This window comes from Streptomyces sp. NPDC040718, assembly GCF_055593565.1.
This window is the reverse complement of record NZ_JBVIXO010000001.1, coordinates 705,183-722,387: the sequence shown is the minus strand read 5'-3', so window position 1 is coordinate 722,387 and position 17,205 is coordinate 705,183. Positions and strand designations below refer to the sequence as shown.

The 17,205-nt window shown below is 72.5% G+C and carries 13 protein-coding genes; 2 read left to right on the top strand and 11 right to left on the bottom strand.

The window, feature by feature from the left end:
- Positions 1-28: 28 nt before the first annotated feature.
- The 5 genes from ACZ597_RS03285 to ACZ597_RS03265 form a co-directional block, all read right to left on the bottom strand.
- Positions 29-2,377, bottom strand: a complete 2,349-nt coding sequence (locus ACZ597_RS03285) for an FtsX-like permease family protein (protein WP_471324234.1) — start codon at positions 2,375-2,377, stop codon at positions 29-31.
- Positions 2,374-3,060: an ABC transporter ATP-binding protein gene (locus ACZ597_RS03280; protein ID WP_471324232.1), complete on the bottom strand. Its 687-nt coding sequence runs from the start codon at positions 3,058-3,060 to the stop codon at positions 2,374-2,376. Before ACZ597_RS03280 ends, ACZ597_RS03285 begins: the two co-directional genes overlap by 4 nt.
- A complete protein-coding gene (locus tag ACZ597_RS03275) occupies positions 3,057-3,581 on the bottom strand; it encodes a PadR family transcriptional regulator (RefSeq protein ID WP_471324229.1) in 525 nt (174 codons plus the stop codon). Before ACZ597_RS03275 ends, ACZ597_RS03280 begins: the two co-directional genes overlap by 4 nt.
- A 139-nt stretch (positions 3,582-3,720) precedes the next feature.
- The gene (locus tag ACZ597_RS03270) at positions 3,721-4,038 is read right to left on the bottom strand and encodes a type II toxin-antitoxin system antitoxin (protein ID WP_471324226.1); all 318 of its coding nucleotides are present in this window, start codon (positions 4,036-4,038) and stop codon (positions 3,721-3,723) included.
- Positions 4,035-4,946, bottom strand: coding sequence for an SPFH domain-containing protein (locus ACZ597_RS03265; RefSeq protein WP_471324223.1), 912 nt, complete (start codon positions 4,944-4,946; stop codon positions 4,035-4,037). Before ACZ597_RS03265 ends, ACZ597_RS03270 begins: the two co-directional genes overlap by 4 nt.
- A gap of 244 nt (positions 4,947-5,190) precedes the next feature.
- Here ACZ597_RS03265 and ACZ597_RS03260 point away from each other — a divergent pair, with 244 nt between their 5' ends.
- Complete coding sequence (locus ACZ597_RS03260; protein ID WP_471324220.1) at positions 5,191-7,482, top strand: transglycosylase domain-containing protein; 2,292 nt, start codon at positions 5,191-5,193, stop codon at positions 7,480-7,482.
- Between the two features lie 59 nt (positions 7,483-7,541).
- On the opposite strand, the gene ACZ597_RS03255 is transcribed toward ACZ597_RS03260, so the two are convergent.
- The 3 genes from ACZ597_RS03255 to ACZ597_RS03245 form a co-directional block, all read right to left on the bottom strand.
- Entirely contained in the window at positions 7,542-9,671 is a 2,130-nt protein-coding gene (locus ACZ597_RS03255) for a SpoIIE family protein phosphatase (protein WP_471324217.1), read from the bottom strand.
- A 251-nt stretch (positions 9,672-9,922) separates the two neighbouring features.
- Positions 9,923-10,645 (bottom strand): cytidylyl-2-hydroxypropylphosphonate hydrolase, encoded by a 723-nt coding sequence (gene fomD / locus ACZ597_RS03250; protein WP_471324215.1) that lies wholly within the window; start codon positions 10,643-10,645, stop codon positions 9,923-9,925.
- A 103-nt stretch (positions 10,646-10,748) separates the two neighbouring features.
- Positions 10,749-12,152, bottom strand: coding sequence for a class II fumarate hydratase (locus ACZ597_RS03245; protein ID WP_471324212.1), 1,404 nt, complete (start codon positions 12,150-12,152; stop codon positions 10,749-10,751).
- Positions 12,153-12,259: 107 nt separating this feature from the next.
- On the opposite strand from ACZ597_RS03245, the gene ACZ597_RS03240 reads away from it, so the two are divergent.
- Positions 12,260-13,789: a ricin-type beta-trefoil lectin domain protein gene (locus ACZ597_RS03240; protein WP_471324209.1), complete on the top strand. Its 1,530-nt coding sequence runs from the start codon at positions 12,260-12,262 to the stop codon at positions 13,787-13,789.
- A 77-nt stretch (positions 13,790-13,866) separates the two neighbouring features.
- Here the strand turns inward: ACZ597_RS03240 and ACZ597_RS03235 are convergent, their stop codons facing one another.
- The 3 genes from ACZ597_RS03235 to ACZ597_RS03225 form a co-directional block, all read right to left on the bottom strand.
- On the bottom strand, positions 13,867-14,640 hold the full coding sequence (locus ACZ597_RS03235; RefSeq protein ID WP_471324207.1) for a glycerophosphodiester phosphodiesterase: 774 nt from the start codon (positions 14,638-14,640) through the stop codon (positions 13,867-13,869).
- A 74-nt stretch (positions 14,641-14,714) separates the two neighbouring features.
- Positions 14,715-15,323, bottom strand: a complete 609-nt coding sequence (locus tag ACZ597_RS03230) for a hypothetical protein (protein WP_471324205.1) — start codon at positions 15,321-15,323, stop codon at positions 14,715-14,717.
- A gap of 138 nt (positions 15,324-15,461) precedes the next feature.
- On the bottom strand, positions 15,462-17,126 hold the full coding sequence (locus tag ACZ597_RS03225; protein ID WP_471324203.1) for a fumarate hydratase: 1,665 nt from the start codon (positions 17,124-17,126) through the stop codon (positions 15,462-15,464).
- Positions 17,127-17,205 lie beyond the last annotated feature (79 nt).

Below are 17,205 nucleotides of genomic sequence, written 5' to 3'. Positions count from 1 at the left end.
CGTCGGGGCGGGCGTACGGCTCCGCGGGCTACTCCGTGCGCAGCCCGTCCGGGCGCATCAGCCGCAGCAGCGGCGGCAGGCTGAGCAGGGTGACCGCGGCCACCAGCCCCGCGCCGGCGCCGGTCAGCAGGAGCACCGGGGTCCACTCGACCCGGACCGGGACGTGCGCCATCCCCATCAGCACGGAGCCCAGCCCGATGCCGGCACCCGCCGCCAGGACCAGCCCGAGGGCCACCGGCAGGGCCGTCTGCCAGAGCACCGACAGGCACAGCGTCGAGCGCTTGGTACCGAAGGCGACCAGGGCGGCGAGCAGCCTCCTGCGCTCGCGCAGCTGCTCCAGCTGGCCGACCAGCAGGCTCGTGCCGATCAGGACCAGGACGCCGGCCGCGCCGAAGAACAGCCCGGCCCGGATCCCGGTGAAGGCGCGGTACTGCTGCGTGGACCGCAGGGTCATGGCCGTGGCGAAGGGGTCCGCCTTGAAGGCGGCCGTGCGCACCCGGTCCAGCGCGTCCGGCACGGAGTCGTCGAGCTGGACGTAGACCTGCGCGAACTGGGCGCGCCCCATGCCCGTCGGGGCGGCGGACGGGGTGGCCAGCACCCCGGACCGGAGCTTGCCCGTCGGGTCCTCGCGGGCGGGGACGGTGCGGACGCCGGCCGGGACGGTCCACTCGACGGTCTTCCCGCCCAGGGCGGCCGAGGCCTCCGCGGTGATCCTGACGTCACCGGCGAAGACCCGGTCCCCGGGACCGATCGCCCCCTCCAGCGGGCCGCCGCCGAGGACGAACACGTCACCGTCCCGGCAGGCGCCGAGCTCCGCGACCTCGGCGAGCGCCTGGCAGGTGCCGATGGTCAGGTCGGGCGAGCCGGGGCTCGGGACCTGCCGGGCGATGCCCACGGTGTTCAGCGGGACGGCCCGGGTGACACCGGGGGTCCCGGCGATCCGCCGGCCCAGGGCTTCGAGACCGGACTCGGTACCGCCGTGCATCATGACCGCGACCGAGGCCCGGGACGGGTCCTGCCCGGTCTCCTCGGTGAGGTCGCCCTCGACGCCCGAGAAGAGCATCTGGAGGGCGATGGCCCCGGCGACCGCCACCGCGATGCCGTTGACCAGGCGTGCGGAGGGGCCGCTGGAGACCTGGAGGCGGCGTACGGCCAGCTGCCAGGAGACGGGCCCGCCGCGCATCCGGCCGACGCAGCGTTCCAGCAGCCAGGGGAGCAGCGCGGTGACCCCGACCAGCAGCAGCACCACGCCGCCGCTGACCTGCCACTGGTTGAACCGGCCGCCGTCGAAGCCGCGCTTCGCCAGCGGCAGGAGCAGCCCGAGCCCGCCGAGCGGCAGCAGCAGCCGCCACCACACGCGGCGCCGGCGCGGCACAGCGGTCCGCAGGACGCCCAGGGGCTCGATGACGACCCCGCGCAGCGTGAACAGGGTCACGGCCACGGCCGCGACCGGCACGGCGAGGGCCACCAGGGCGACCAGCCCCGGCGCGGGGGTGAGGTCGGCCGGGAAGACGCTGCGCTGCCCGAGGGAGAGCGAGCCGACCAGCCGCCGGCCGGCCACGAAGAACGCGGAGCCCAGCAGCAGCCCGGCCACCGCTCCGGCCAGCGCCTCGCCGGCCGCGATCCGGCGTACCGTCCGCGCGTCGGCGCCGACCAGGCGCAGCGCGGCGAGCCGCTGGTCGCGCCGCTCCCCGCCGGAGCGGACGGCGGCGGCGATGAACACGACGACCGGCAGCAGCAGGGCGACGAAGGTCAGCAGGACCGTGAGCATCAGCACCGGGCTGAGCTCCGGGCGTCCCGGATCCGCGGCGAAGCCGGTGACGCGCTGGACGCGGAACTCGCCCGGCTCGGTCGCCGGGAGGCTGTCGGCGCCCCGGTAGAAGATGAGCTCGGCCGGGCCGGTCAGGCCGGCGTCGCCGACGACCCCGCCGATCCTGCCGTCGAGGCGCTCGCGCAGCAGGGCGCCGTCCGCGGACCGCAGCAGCTCCCGCAGGGCGGGGGAGACGGCCAGTTCGCCCGGGGCGGGGAAGGCCTCCAGGCCGGGCGGGAGCGGGGCGTCGGGGCCCTCCGGCTTGAGCAGCCGGCCCTCTATGTCCTGGCCGCGGTACGTCATGTCGGCCCGGCCTATCAGCAGGGTGTCGCGGCCCGGCGCCTCGGCGGTGGGGGCGCCCAGGAGGGAGCGGGCGTCGCCGCGCTGCGCGCGGGCGGTGAGCGCGCCCGGGACGGCCGTGCTGATCAGCAGGAGCGCGACGCCGAGGCCGACGCCCACGCCGGTGAACAGGGTCCGCAGCCACCCCTCGCGGCCGCCGCCGAGGGCGAACCGGACGCCCATGGCGAGGTCCCGGGACCACGTGAGGGCCCTGCCGGGCGCGCTCATACGACCGGCTCCATGTCGCGGGAGCGGCCGTCGCGCACGACGATCTCGCGGTCGGAGTACGCGGCGACGCGGGTCTCGTGGGTGACGAGGACGACGGCGGCGTTCGCGGACCGGGCGGCCTCGGTGAGCAGCTGCATCACCAGCTCGCCGTTGAGGGAGTCCAGGGCGCCCGTGGGCTCGTCCGCGAAGATCACCCGGGGTCCGGTGACCAGGGCCCGGGCCACGGCCACCCGCTGGCCCTGGCCGCCGCTGATCTCACCGGGGCGCTTGGCGGCGAGGTCCTCGACCTGGAGCCGCTCCATCCAGCGCAGCGCGGTCGCCTCTGCCTCCTTGCGCCGCGCCCCGGCCAGGCGCAGCGGCAGGGCCACGTTCTCCGCGCAGGTCAGCTCGGGGACGAGCTGGCCGAACTGGAAGACGAAGCCGAACTCGCCGCGGCGCAGCGCGCTGCGTTCGGCGTCGTTCATCGCGGACAGCTCGCGGCCGGCGTAGGTGACGGTGCCGGAGTCGGGGGTGACGATCCCGGCTAGGCAGTGCAGCAGCGTCGACTTGCCGGAACCGGAGGGCCCCATGACGGCGACGACCTCGCCGGGGTGGATGGAGAACCCGGCGCCGTCCAGGGCCTTGGTGGGCCCGTAGGCCTTGCGCAGGTCCGCGGCGGCGAGCAGGGTGCCGGCCGGGGTCATCGGCGTACCTCCCGGGCGAGCTGGTCGAGGCGGGCGGCGGTGAGCTCCAGCCAGCGCAGGTCGGCCTCCAGGTGGAACAGGGCGTGGTCGCAGACCAGTTGGTCGGCGATGTCGCCCTTGCGCTTGCGCTGGGTCAGGATGCGCATCAGCCGCAGGTGCTCGGCGCGCTGGGTGTCCAGGAGTTCGCCGGCGCTGCGGTGGGTGAGCAGGGCCAGGACCACCTTGGTGTACAGGGTGGACTGGAGGTACGGCTCGGGCTTCTCGGGCTGGGAGAGCCAGTGCTCGACGTCGGTGATGCCGGCGTCGGTGATCGCGTACCGCTTGCGTTCGGGACCGCCGCCGCTCTCGACCCCGTCGACCTCGACGAGGCCGTTCTTCAGGAGCCGGGACATGGTCGAGTAGACCTGCCCGTAGGCGAGGGGGCGGTCGTGGCCGAAGGTCTCGTCGAAGGCGCGCTTGAGGTCGTAACCGTGGCGCGGGCCGGCCTCCAGGAGGCCGAGCAGGGTGTGGCCGATGGACATGGCGGCGACTATACACGTCGTGTATACGCCTGGTGTATAGGTCATTGGCGTGCGGATATGGGCAGCGGGGAACGCCGAAGGCCCGCCGGCGGGAGGTCGGCGGGCCTGGACGGGCCTACGGGCTCACGGGTGTGCGGGATCAGGAATCGGGTGCGTTGCGGGGGCGGCCGCGCGGGGGGATCGGGGCGGCGCCGCCGGGGAGCCGGCCCGACTCGGACAGGGCCCTGCGCAGCAGGAACTCGATCTGCGCGTTCGCGCTGCGCAGCTCCTCGCCCGCCCAGCGCGCGAGGGCGTCGTAGACCTGCGGGTCGAGCCGCAGGAGCACCTGCTTGCGCGCCTGCCGTGCCGCCCGGGCGGGCTTGTCCTCGGCCGGGCCCGGGCCCGGGGCGGAACCGGAGCCGGAACCGGCCCCCGGGCCCTGGGGGCCGCCGGGGCGGGGGGCGGCGGAGGGGGTCACTGGTAGAGGGTGCCCGTGTTGATGACCGGCGTCGCCGCGCGGTCGCCGCACAGCACCACCATCAGGTTCGAGACCATGGAGGCCTTGCGCTCCGGGTCCAGGTCCACGATGTCCTCCTCGGCCAGCCGGGTCAGGGCGAGCTCCACCATGCCCACCGCGCCCTCGACGATCTGCTTGCGGGCCGCCACGACCGCGCCCGCCTGCTGGCGCTGGAGCATCGCGGAGGCGATCTCCGGAGCGTACGCGAGGTGCGTGAAGCGGGACTCGATGATCTCCACGCCCGCCGCCTCGACCCGGGTCGCCAGCTCGGCCGCGAGCTTCTCGGTGATCTCCTCGGCATTGCCGCGCAGCGACAGGCCGCCCTCGTCGTGGGCGTCGTAGGGGTACTCGATCGCGATGTGCCGGACCGCCGCCTCGGTCTGGGTCTCGACGAACTCGGTGAAGTCCTCGACCTCGAAGACGGCACGCGCGGTGTCGGAGACCTTCCACACCACGACGGCCGCGAGCTCGATCGGGTTGCCGTAGGCGTCGTTGACCTTGAGGACGGCCGTCTCGTGGTTGCGCACCCGGGTGGAGATCTTCTGACGCGAGGTCAGCGGGTTGACCCAGCGCAGTCCGTCCGTGCGGACGGTGCCCCGGTAGCGGCCGAACAGCTGGACCACCCGGGCCTCGCCGGGGGCCACGGTGTTGAGGCCGGTCATCGCGAAGAAGGCGGCGACGATGAGCAGGACGCCCAGCGGGATCAGGGACGCCTTGACCGCCGCCGCGCCCGACACTGCGGCGAGCGCCAGCAGGGCCGCGCCGCCCGCAACGCCCGCCAGCCCGAGCAGCAGGGCGGGTCCGCCGCCGACGCTGCGCGCTGTGAACTCCCGTACTCCGCCAGGTCCCGCGTCCGCTGCGTTTGCCATGGAATGCCCCCGTTTGGTCGGTTCTGTTCGGCCGTCGTCGGTCGTGCCGCTCTATCAAAGTGATATCACTTTTTGCGGACACCGCAACCCTTCCGGCATCGTGGGCGTCGGTTCCATCGGAGTGGGTGCTGATTCTCACGTCCGAATTGACCGGTATTGATCTGGGTTGATCAACCTTTGTCACAGCCTGCGGTGTTAGTTTTCTGAGCTGACGTCGGGGGGGTAATCGAGCGGAGCGGGAGCGATGGGCCGAGCAGATGCGCGACGGGCGCAGCAGCAACGCGGTGCGCGGAAAGCGCCGAGCGGGCGCGCCGGCGGGCGCCCGGGCAAGGCGGCCGGGAAGCGCAGCGGCATACGCCGCTTCCTCAACTGGAAGACGCTGCTGGGGACTTTCCTCGGCGGCATACTCCTGCTGGTGGTCGCGGGCATAGCCCTCTACTTCTCCGTGGACGAGCCGAACGACCCGAACAAGACCGCGACGCTCCAGAGCAACACGTACAAGTACGCCGACGGTTCGATCATGGCTCGCACCGGCGACATGAACCGCGAGATCGTCACGATCGACAAGATCCCCGAGGACGTCCGCACCGCGTTCATCGCGATCGAGAACAAGACCTTCTACACGGACCGCGGCGTCGACGCCATGGGTGTGCTCCGCGGCCTCGTCAACACGGTCCGCGGCAAGGGCACGGCCGGCGGTTCGACGATCACCCAGCAGTACGTCAAGAACTACTACCTGACCCAGGACCAGTCGCCGACGCGCAAGCTGCGCGAGCTGATCATCTCGCTCAAGGTCGACCAGCGGATGGAGAAGCCGGACATCCTCGCCGGCTACCTGAACACCAACTTCTACGGCCGCAACGCGTACGGCATCCAGGCCGCCGCCCAGGCCTACTACGGCGTCGACTCCGACAAGCTGACCCTGGAGCAGGGCGCCTACCTCGCCGCCGTCATCCAGGCCCCCAGCCAGTACGACTGGGCGACCGCCGGCCCCAACGGCAAGCGGCTCGTGATGATCCGCTTCAACGCCGTCCTCGACAACATGGTCGAGATGGGCAAGCTGGACCAGGCCAAGCGCCAGACCCTGAAGTTCCAGGAGCCGATCAAGCCCAAGCCGCGTCCGGGCATGGACGGCCAGAAGGGCTACCTCATCCAGGCCGCCGAGGCCGAGATGAACAAGCAGGGGATCAAGGACGCCCAGATCAACGCCGGCGGTTGGACGATCACCCTCGCCATCGACAAGAAGAAGCAGGCCGCGCTGGAGAAGGCCGTCCAGGACGAGCTGGAGTCCAAGCTCGACCGCAAGGACACCAAGAACCGGCCCCAGGACCAGAGCGTCCAGGCCGGCGCCACCTCCGTCGACGCCAAGACCGGCCACATCGTCGCGATGTACGGCGGCGTGGGCCTGACCGAGAAGTCGGCGAGCAACGCCCTGCGCAGCGACTTCCAGCCGGGATCGACCTTCAAGCCGATCGTGCTGGCCTCCGCCCTGGAGAACGGGTCCAAGACCCAGGACGGCCGCCCGATCAACCCGAGCACCCTCTACGACGGCACCAGCAAGCGCCAGGTGGTCGGCAGCGACACCCCGTTCGCCCCGCAGAACCAGGACAACGAGAACTACGGCGACCCGATGCTCTCGGTCCAGGAGGCCACCAACTCCTCCGTCAACTCGGTGTACGCCCAGATGATCGTCGACGCCAAGCCGACGAACGTGAAGAAGACCGCCATCTCCATGGGCATGATCGACCGCCCGGGCTGGCCGGCCGACAAGCCCGCCATGTCGCTCGGCACGATGAGCGCCAACACCGTCGAGATGGCCGCCGTCTACGCCACCCTCGACAACCACGGCAAGAAGGTCACCCCGACCATCATCAAGAAGGCCGAGCACAAGGACGGCGAGTTCGAGGCGGTCAACCCCATCGGCTCCCAGGTGCTCACCAGCACCACCGCCGACACCGTGACCAAGGTCCTCACCGGCGTCGTCGAGAACGGATCCGGCAAGGCCGTCCGCAGCTCCGCCTACGAGGCCGCCGGCAAGACCGGTACCACCGAGTCCAACGTGGCCGCCTGGTTCACCGGCTACACCCCGGAACTGGTCACCGTCGTCGCGATGTTCGGCGAGGACCCCAACACCCACGGCCAGGTCACCCTGACCGGTACCGCCGGCAAGGGCCGCGCGGGCGGCTCCAGCTTCCCCGCGCAGATCTGGCAGGCGTACACGACGGCCGCGCTCAAGGGCCAGACCACGGGCCAGTTCGACCTGGACGACGCCAGGATGGGCACCCCGGCGCCCTCCCGGGCCGCCACCCCGTCGACCAGCCCCAGTGGCTCCGGCTCCCCGTCGCCGACCGGCTCCGGCACCGTCCGCCCGTCCGGCACCCCGGACCCGTCGGGCAGCTCCGGCGGCTCGAACCCGCCGACCGGCAAGCCCACGCCGCCGACCGGCAAGCCGACCCCGCCGACGGGCAAGCCGACCCCGCCGACGAAGGACCCGACACCGCCGCAGCCGCCCCAGCCGAACCTGCTGGAGCGCTAGGCGCACACGAGAACGGCCCCGCAGCGATCCCGCTGCGGGGCCGTTCCGTTTCCGCGTGGTCAGCGCCGCTCGTGCGCCCCCGGCAACGGGAGCTCGAACCAGACCACCTTTCCGCTGCTCAGACGGGTCGCGCCCCACCGCCGGGCGAGCCGGTTGACCAGGAACAGGCCGCGCCCGCCCTCGTCGGTGTCCCGGGCCCGCCGCTGGCGCGGCAGCTGCGGGGAGTCGTCGCCGACCTCGCAGCGCAGCACGTCCGTGCGCAGCAGGCGCAGCGTCACCGGCCGCTCGGCGTACCGGACGGCATTGGTGACCACCTCGCTGACCAGCAGTTCCAGCGAGTCGCTCAACTCCTCCAGGCCCCAGCGGGCCAGCGCGCGGCGGGCGAACCGGCGGGCCCGGCCGGGAGCGGTCTCCTCCGGGTCCAGGAACCAGTACGCCACGTCGCTGGGCGCGATGCCCTCGAAGCGGGCCGCGAGCAGCGCGATGTCGTCGTCCCGGTCGCCCGGGCCCAGCATGTCCAGCACGTCGTCGCAGAGGGCCTCCAGCGGCGGCGAGTGGTCCAGCCCGGTCAGCTGCGCGGTGGTCGCGAGGCGCTCGCGCAGCTGCTCGATGCCCGTCCACACGTCCCGCAGCCGGGACTCCACCAGCCCGTCCGTGTACAGCAGCAGGGTGGCCCCGGCCGGGGCGTCCAGCTCCACGGCCTCGAAGTCCACCCCGCCGACCCCGATGGGGGCGCCGGGCGGGACGCGCAGCACCTCGGCGCGGCCGCCCAGGTGCAGCAGCACCGGCGGCGGGTGGCCGGCGTTGGCGATGGTGATGCGGTGCGAGACCGGGTCGTAGACCGCGTACAGGCAGGTGGCCATGCGGTCGGAGCCCAGCCGCTGGGCCTGCTCGTCCAGGTGGTGCAGGACCTCGGCCGGCGGCAGGTCCAGCTGCGCCAGGGTCTGCGCGGTGGTGCGCAGCTGGCCCATGATCGCCGCCGAGGTCATGGAGTGGCCCATGACGTCGCCGACGACCAGCGCGACCCGGCTGCCGGGCAGAGGTATGGCGTCGTACCAGTCGCCGCCCACCCGGGCCGTCTCGGCCGCGGGCAGGTAGCGGGAGGCCAGGCGGACCCCGGTGGGCTGGGGGAGGCCGTCGGGCAGCATGGTGCGCTGGAGCTCGTCGGCGATGTACGCCTCGCGTCCGTAGAGCACCGCCTTGTCGATGCCGAGCGCGGTGTGGGTGGCCAGTTGCGCGGCGACGAGGAGGTCGTTCTGCTCGAACGCGTCCCGGTCGGGGGTGCGCAGGAACACGGCCGCGCCGATCACGCGCCGGCGGCCCCGCAGCGGGGCCAGGATGGCCCGCTGGCCGCGCGGCACGGGATGGTCGGTGCCCAGCAGCTCCGGGAGCGCGTCCTTGGCCCCGGCGGCCGACCCGAAGACCGGCCGTACGCCGCGCAGCACCTCGGCGAGGGCCCCGCCGGGGCGGATCTCGCACAGCTCGGCCGCGGGCAGGTCACCCTGCGGGCCGACCAGCGGCAGCTGGCTGAAGTCGAGCTCGCCGGCGGCCCCCGCGGCCCCGGCGCCCTCGGCGGCGTCGGTCAGGTCGTCGATCGGCCGGAGCCGGTCGGTGCGGCGCAGCCTTAAAACGACCGGGCCGACGGGCCGCTCGTCGCCGACGGGCAGCGGGTCGCGCAGGTAGACGAGGATGGCGTCGGAGAACGTCGGCACGGTGGCCCGGCACAGGCCCAGCACGATCTCGTCGAGGTCGATGCCCCGCGCGATCCGGCGCGTGGCGGCGCCGACGAAGCGCAGCCGGTCGCCCTCGCGGCGGGCCACGCCGACCTCGCCGGGCCCGGAGCCCGGGCCGGATCCGGCACCCGTGCCCGCGAGCGGGACCGCCCGTACGGCCGCCGCGGCAGCCCCGTCGCCGGCCGGCTCGCCGCCCGGAGCCCCGTCGGCCGGGCCGCGCCGGCCGGCGTTGCGCGCGGCCTCGCCGTCCCGGCCGCGGGCGGAGGCCGCGGCCGTGTCCGCCGGGCCGTGCCCGGAGCCCTCCCCGGTGGTGCCGCGCGGGCGCGGGAAGTCGGCATGCGTGCGTACGGCCTCGGCGGCCGCGATGGGGGCCTTGCCGTGGCCGAGCTCATCCGTACCTCCGCCGGAGGCGACGGTGGGCTGCGGGCCCTCCTGGGAGGTGGGGTACTCCGTCACGCGTGGAATTCCGTCCGTTTGCGCTCGATGTGCGCTGCACTCAACTCGGTCAGTCGCGGTATACCCGCTCAGCGGCGGGGGCACCATCACCCCCGGGTACCGCGTCCCGCTCGTTACCTTTCGCTCGCGTCGACCTCCGGTCAAGTCCCGGTCGCCGCAGGTCATTTACGGATGCGGGACCAGTGTGGCCCCTCGTGCGCGACCTGCGGAGGACGATCCTACGTTTGAACCCCGGGGGCGCATCAAGGGTCTCATGAGGTCATATGCGCCGGGGTGCGGTCCCAGTCCTCGGGCAGAACCGGAACTCCCCAGGCCGGATCGGGCCTCCAGTCCTGCCATCCGTCGCAGAACGGAGCCCCCCAGGCCTTGACGACCTCCACCGCCGCGCGCCCCGCGTCCACCACCCGGCACGCCTGGTCCTGGTCCATCAGGCCGATCCGCTGCGCCTGCGCGAACTCGTCCTCGTCCAGCCACTTCCAGCTGCGGTCCGGGTAGACCGCGATGTCGAGGAAGTGGTCCACGGAGTCGACCCCGCCGGCCCACCGGGTGCGGGGCTCCTCCAGGTTGACGTACCAGTTCCGCAGGTGCCAGTCGTCGTCCCAGAACAGCCAGACCGACCACGGCTCCCCGGGCCGGGCCAGCTTCAGCACGCCCCCGCCGAACCAGCGCGAGCGCGCGGTGGTGCGCGGCGCGGTGTACCGGGTGGCGAGCGGCTCCCGGTGCACCGGACTGCCGTCGGCCAGCACGGGCTTGACGCATTCGGTGCCGGGCGCCATCCACACGGCGAGCAGTTCGTCGGTGTCGCGCACCACCGTCACCGGGCGGGCGATGTGGAACGGGCCGGCCGGCCCCGGGGCGTGGTCGCGGTAGCGCCAGAGGATCTGCTCCCCGGGCGCCCAGTGCTGCTCACGCGTCCCGTCCCCCGCGGCGGGCCGTACCGCGCCGCCCCCGGGCCCCCCGTAGGTACCTGTCATGCGCAGATCTTAGGGCGGCGGCCCCGCGAGATGCTGCGGTGCAGGTCACGGTGGGGTCCGGGGACGGTAAACGACCGGATTCGGCCCATGTCCGGAACCGGTTTCAGGGCCGGGTCATCCGCAGTACGTCGAGCGCCTCGTCCAGCTGCGCGAGGGTGAGCGCGCCCCGGTCGACGTAGCCGGACTCCAGCACGACCTCCCTGATCGTCTTCCGCTCCGCGAGCGCCCGCTTGGCCACCTTGGCCGCCTCCTCGTAGCCGATGTACCGGTTGAGCGGGGTCACCACCGACGGCGAGGACTCCGCGTACTCCCTGGCCCGCTCGGAGTTGGCGGTGATTCCGTCCACGGTGCGGTCGGCCAGCAGCCGGCTCCCGTTGCCGAGCAGGCGGATCGATTCGAGCAGGTTCCGGGCCATGACCGGGAGCATCACATTGAGCTCGAAGTTGCCGGCGGCGCCCGCCACGGCGACCGTCGCGTCGTTCCCCATCACCTGCGCGGCGATCATCAGCACGGCCTCGGGGACGACCGGATTGACCTTCCCGGGCATGATCGAGGACCCCGGCTGGAGATCCGGCAGATTGATTTCGGCCAATCCGGTGCGCGGGCCGGAGGCCATCCAGCGCAGGTCGTTGCAGATCTTGGTGAGCGAGACGGCGATCGTACGGAGCGCCCCCGAGGTCTCCACCAGCGCGTCCCGCGCCCCCTGCGCCTCGAAGTGGTCGCGCGCCTCGGTCAGCGGGAGCCCCGTCGCGTCGGCCACCTCGGCGATCACGGCCGCCGAGAACCCGGGCGGGGTGTTGATGCCGGTGCCCACCGCCGTACCGCCCAGCGGCAGTTCGGCCAGCCTCGGCAGCGCGGCCCGCAGCCGGTCGACGCCGTAGCGGACCTGGGCCGCGTACCCGCCGAACTCCTGGCCGAGGGTGACCGGGGTGGCGTCCATCAGGTGCGTGCGCCCGGCCTTGACCACCTCGGCGAACTCGGCCGCCTTGCGCTCCAGGGCGGCGGCGAGGTGCTCCAGGGCCGGGATCAGCTCGCGGGAGACGGCGGCGGTGGCGGCGATGTGGATCGACGAGGGGAAGACGTCGTTGGAACTCTGCGAGGCGTTGACGTGGTCGTTGGGGTGGACCTCGCGCCCGAGCCGCTCGGTGGCCAGGGTGGCGATCACCTCGTTGGTGTTCATGTTGGACGAGGTCCCGGACCCGGTCTGGAACACGTCGACGGGGAAGTGCTCGTCCCAGCGCCCCTCGGCGACCTCGGCCGCGGCGGACCGGATCGCCTGCGCCACGTCCTCGTCCACCACCCCCAGCTCGGCGTTGACCAGGGCGGCGGCAGCCTTGATCCGGGCGAGGGCCTCGATGTGGGCGCGCTCGATGCGCTGCCCGGAGAGCGGGAAGTTCTCCACCGCGCGCTGGGTCTGCGCGCGCCACTTGGCGTGTGCGGGGACCCGTACCTCGCCCATGGAGTCGTGCTCGGTCCGGAACGCCTGCGGCTGCTGATCGTCAGTCATTTTCGTAGCCTCCTCAGAAACTTGAGCAATTGTCTTGTTCGAACTGTTCCCAACTCCCCTACCGGCCAGTAAATACCGGTGGTAACACCGATATCGGGGAGGCATTCATGGCACGTGCCCGTACGAAACCCAGGCTCAGATGTACCTTCGCCGCCGTCGCGGCGTTCGCGGCCGCCCTCGGGGGCGTCACCGCCGTCACCCCCATGGCCCAGGCCGCACCCGCCGCGTCCGGCTCGATCACACCCCTCCCGCCGGAGCTGGAGGCCGTACGCGCAGCCGAGGCCACCAAGATCTACGGGGACCCGGCGATCCGGCCGCTCGCCGAACGCAAGACCGGCCTCATCTCGCTCGGCGACAGCGAGATCTCCGGCGAGGGCGTCGGCACCTACGACCCCGCCACCAACACCGCGTCCAACCAGTGCCACCGCTCACCCGACGCGGCCATCCACCGCACCGGCATCCCCGCCGACCTCACCTTCAACGTCGCCTGCTCCGGCGGCTACACGGGCAACATCCGCATCGGCGGCAGCAAGCAGTACGCCGACGAGCTCGTACAGAGCGACAGCCTCGCCGTCAAGGCCCGCAACACGAAGATCAAGATGGTGCTGCTCGTCGCCGGAGCCAACGACGACCTCCAGTTCGGCCCCGTCATGACCGACTGCGTCACCCGCTGGGTCCTCAGCCAGGGCACCTGCGAACCCAAGTACGGCCCCGGCTGGCAGGCCCGCGTCGACGGCCTCAGGCCCAAGGTCGAAGCCACCGTCGCCGACCTCAAGACGGTCATGCGCGACGCCGGCTACGCGGACTCCGACTACAAGCTCGTCGTCATGGGCTACCCCAGCCCCATCGGCCCCGACTTCAACGACAACCCGAACTTCCCCGGCAAGCTCCCCGGCGGCTGCGCCGGCTACGACTCCGACGCCACCTGGGGCCGCAACCACGCCGTGCCCGCCTTCGAGAAGGGCATGCGTGCCGCCGCCCTCGCCTCCGGCGCCGTCTACCTCGACAACTCGCGGCTCTTCCACGGCCACGAGGTCTGCATGGAGGACACCTGGGCCCGCGGCCTCTACCTCGACCTGGGGGACCACTTCCCCTGGGACGAGAACACCGCCCGCCAGTCCTTCCACCCCAACTACCGCGGCCACGGCGCCTTCGCGTCCTGCCTGACCCAGCTCTACGCCTCCGGCCTGCGCGAAGCCTCCTGCGCCGACCCCGCCAGCACCGGCACCCCCGTACTCCAGGCCGGCGCCTGGGACTCCCTCTACAAGCCCCTGAAGAACGAGGCCACCGGCAACTGCCTCGACTCCTTCGGCGGCTCCAGCGCCAACGACACCAAGGTGGTCGGCTGGGACTGCCACGGCGGCCGCAACCAGGGCTGGTGGTACGACTCCGCCAAGAAGTCCCTCCACGTCGAGCTCACCCACGACCGCTGCCTCGACGCCCCCGGAGCCAACTACGGCGCCGGCACCGGGCTGATCCTCTACAACTGCCACGGCGGAGCCAACCAGCAGTTCGTCCGCGACGGCGCCACGCTCCGCCCCGCCGCCGCGACCGGCATGTGCCTCACCGTCGCCGCCGCCCACGACCCGCTGCGCCTCCAGCCCTGCAACGGCTCGGCGAACCAGCGCTTCGCGTAGGGCCCTCCCGCACCGCCACCGCACCCCCCACACCCGGCCGGACCATCCCGGCCGGGTGTTCCCACGCCGGAGGCCTCCTACAGGCCCTCCAACTGCTCCCGCACCTGACGGGGCCGGTTGGTGATGATCGTCTCCACCCCGAGCCGCACGCACAGCTCCACGTCCTCGGGCTCGTCCACGGTCCACACCCGCACCCGCAGCCCCTTCGCCCTCAGACGCCCCACCAGCCCCGGATCCCTGCGCACCAGGTCGATACCGGGACCGGCGTGCCCCGCGAACGGCGGCCGCGGCGGCCGCAGCCCCCGCTCGATCAGGTACACGGCCGGCAGACCCGGCGCCAGTCGGTGGATCCGGGTCAGCGCGTTGCGGGAGAAGCTCATCACCTCGACGCGGCCGTCGGAGCCGTCGGCGAGCCCGTGCTCCTTCAGCACCCGCACCAGCTCGGCCTCCAGCCGCCCGCCGGCCCGGGTGGGGTGCTTGGTCTCCACCGCCAGCCCGACCGGCCGGTCCGCCGCCAGGGCCTCCTTCAGCAGGTCCTCGAAGAGCAGCACCCGCGCCCCCCGGTGCTCCGCGCCCTTCCAGCCGCCGAAGTCGAACGCGCACAGCTCCTCGTACGTCAGCTCCGAGACCACCCCGCGCCCGTCGGAGGTCCGCTGCACGGTCCGGTCGTGCACGCACACCAGCCGCCCGTCGCGGCTCAGGCGCACGTCGCACTCCAGGGCGTCGGCCCCGTCGGCGATGGCCTGCCGGTACGCCTCGACGGTGTGCTCGGGGTGCTCGTGCGAAGCCCCGCGGTGCGCGACGACCCGCGTGGTGCGGGCGGTGCGGAGGGAGGGAGTCGTCGCTGTCATACGGGGATCCTTGCGAACCGGGGTGAACGGCCGGGTGCGGGCCGGTGACTCCGACGTTAACCGGCGACCCGGCCCTACTGCTTCGCGGGGATCGGGGCCAGTGGGGCGGGCGTGATCTTGAAGCCGCCCTTGACGACCTCCGTGAAGGGGGCCGGGGCCATGCAGGTGCCCACGCGGGGCTCGGAGACCGAGCCGTCGGCCTTCACGTCGACGTTGGCGACGCCCCAGGAGAAGCCCACCCGGTCCGGCGCCCCGCGCTCACCGTCCTGGACGCTGATCCCGATCCGCTTGTCCTCCCAGCCGTCGACGTTCGAGGTCTTGACCACGGCGGTCAGGGTGGCGGTCTTGCCGCCCGTGACCAGGCAGTCCACCTCCGCCTCGGCGGTGCCGGTGAAGCCGGTCTCCGTGAAGTGGTGGGAGATCGTCACCCGGCCCCGCGCATCCGTCGGCAGGCCCTTCTCCAGGCCCGGTGCCTGATGGGGCTTGGTCCACGGGGCCGACTCGGCGTCGACCGTGAAGCGGATGTCGTCCTTGGGGGAGTAGGGGAAGTGGATCGCGCCGCCCCCGTGCACCGAGGCGACCTCGGATGCGACCGGCGCCGCAGGGGCGGGGCTCGCGAGGGCCAGGGCCGCGAGCAGGGCGGCGGTTCCGGCGAGGGCGAGGGCGCGCGTACGGGTCTTCATGGTGAACTCCCTTTTCAGGTAGGCCGTTCGGGTACGGGACCAGCCTCGCCCGGAGCCCGCCGGTAGGGCATCTGCCGATCGGCCGACATGCACGAGGGCCCCTCCCCCGTTCGGGGGAGGGGCCCTTGGAGCCACGTACTACAGACCCGGGCCGCGCACCGGGATGTGGGTGAACGTCGGCTCCGGGGCGGGGTTCTGGAAGAAGTCGTTGCCCTTGTCGTCGACGACGATGAAGGCCGGGAAGTCCTCGACCTCGATCTTCCAGACCGCCTCCATGCCGAGCTCCTCGTACTCCAGGACCTCGACCTTCTTGATGCAGTCCTGCGCCAGGCGCGCCGCCGGGCCGCCGATCGAGCCGAGGTAGAAGCCGCCGTGCGAGCCGCACGCGTCCGTCACCTGCTGGGAGCGGTTGCCCTTGGCCAGCATGACCTTGGAGCCGCCCGCCGCCTGGAACTGCTCGACGTAGCTGTCCATGCGGCCGGCCGTGGTCGGGCCGAAGGAGCCGGAGGCGTAGCCCTCGGGGGTCTTCGCGGGGCCGGCGTAGTACACCGGGTGGTCCTTGAGGTACTGCGGCATGCCCTCGCCCGCGTCCAGCCGCTCCTTGATCTTGGCGTGCGCGATGTCGCGGGCCACGACCAGGGGTCCGGTGAGGGACAGGCGGGTCTTGACCGGGTGCTTGGTCAGGGTCGCCAGGATCTCGTCCATCGGCTGGTTCAGGTCGATGGAGACCACGTCCGCGGACTCGTCCAGGTGGGAGTCCGTGGTGTCGGGCAGGAAGCGCGCCGGGTCCGTCTCCAGCTGCTCCAGGAAGACGCCCTCGGCGGTGATCTTCGCGACCGCCTGGCGGTCCGCCGAGCAGGAGACGGCGATCGCGACGGGGAGGGAGGCGCCGTGGCGGGGGAGGCGGACGACGCGGACGTCGTGGCAGAAGTACTTGCCGCCGAACTGCGCGCCGATGCCGATCTTCTGGGTGAGCTCGAAGACCTGCTGTTCGAGGGCCTCGTCGCGGAAGCCGTGGCCCAGTGCGGAGCCCTCGCGCGGCAGCTCGTCCAGGTAGTGCGCGGAGGCGTACTTCGCGGTCTTGAGCGCGTGCTCGGCCGAGGTGCCGCCGACCACGATCGCCAGGTGGTACGGCGGGCAGGCCGCCGTGCCGAGCGAGCGGATCTTCTCCTCCAGGAACTTCATCATGGAGGCCTCGTTGAGGACCGCCTTCGTCTCCTGGTAGAGGAAGGACTTGTTGGCGGAGCCGCCGCCCTTCGCCATGAAGAGGAACTTGTACGCGCCGCCGTCGGTCGCGTACAGCTCGATCTGCGCGGGCAGGTTCGAGCCGGTGTTCTTCTCCTCCCACATGGTCAGCGGGGCCATCTGCGAGTAGCGCAGGTTCAGCTCGGTGTAGGCGTCGTAGATGCCGCGCGAGAGGGCTTCCTCGTCGCCGCCCTGCGTGAGGACGTTCTGGCCGCGCTTGCCCATGACGATCGCCGTGCCCGTGTCCTGGCACATGGGCAGGACGCCGGCCGCCGCGATGTTCGCGTTCTTCAGGAGGTCGAGCGCGACGAACTTGTCGTTCGAGCTGGCCTCCGGGTCGTCGACGATCCGGCGGAGCTGCGCGAGGTGCGCGGGGCGCAGGAAGTGCTGGATGTCGTGGATGGCCTCCGCGGCGAGCTTGCGCAGTGCCTCGGGCTCGACCTTGAGGAACGTACGGCCGTCGGCCTCGAACGTCGAGACGCCCTCCGAGGTCACCAGCCGGTAGGGGGTGGTGTCCTCGCCCAGGGGCAGCAGGTCGGTGTACGCGAACTCCGGCATTTGGGTAGCCATTCCTCACTCGGCAGACACGCTGGCGACCAATTGGCAGCGCGGACATCAAGCGTAGGACCTCTCGCGG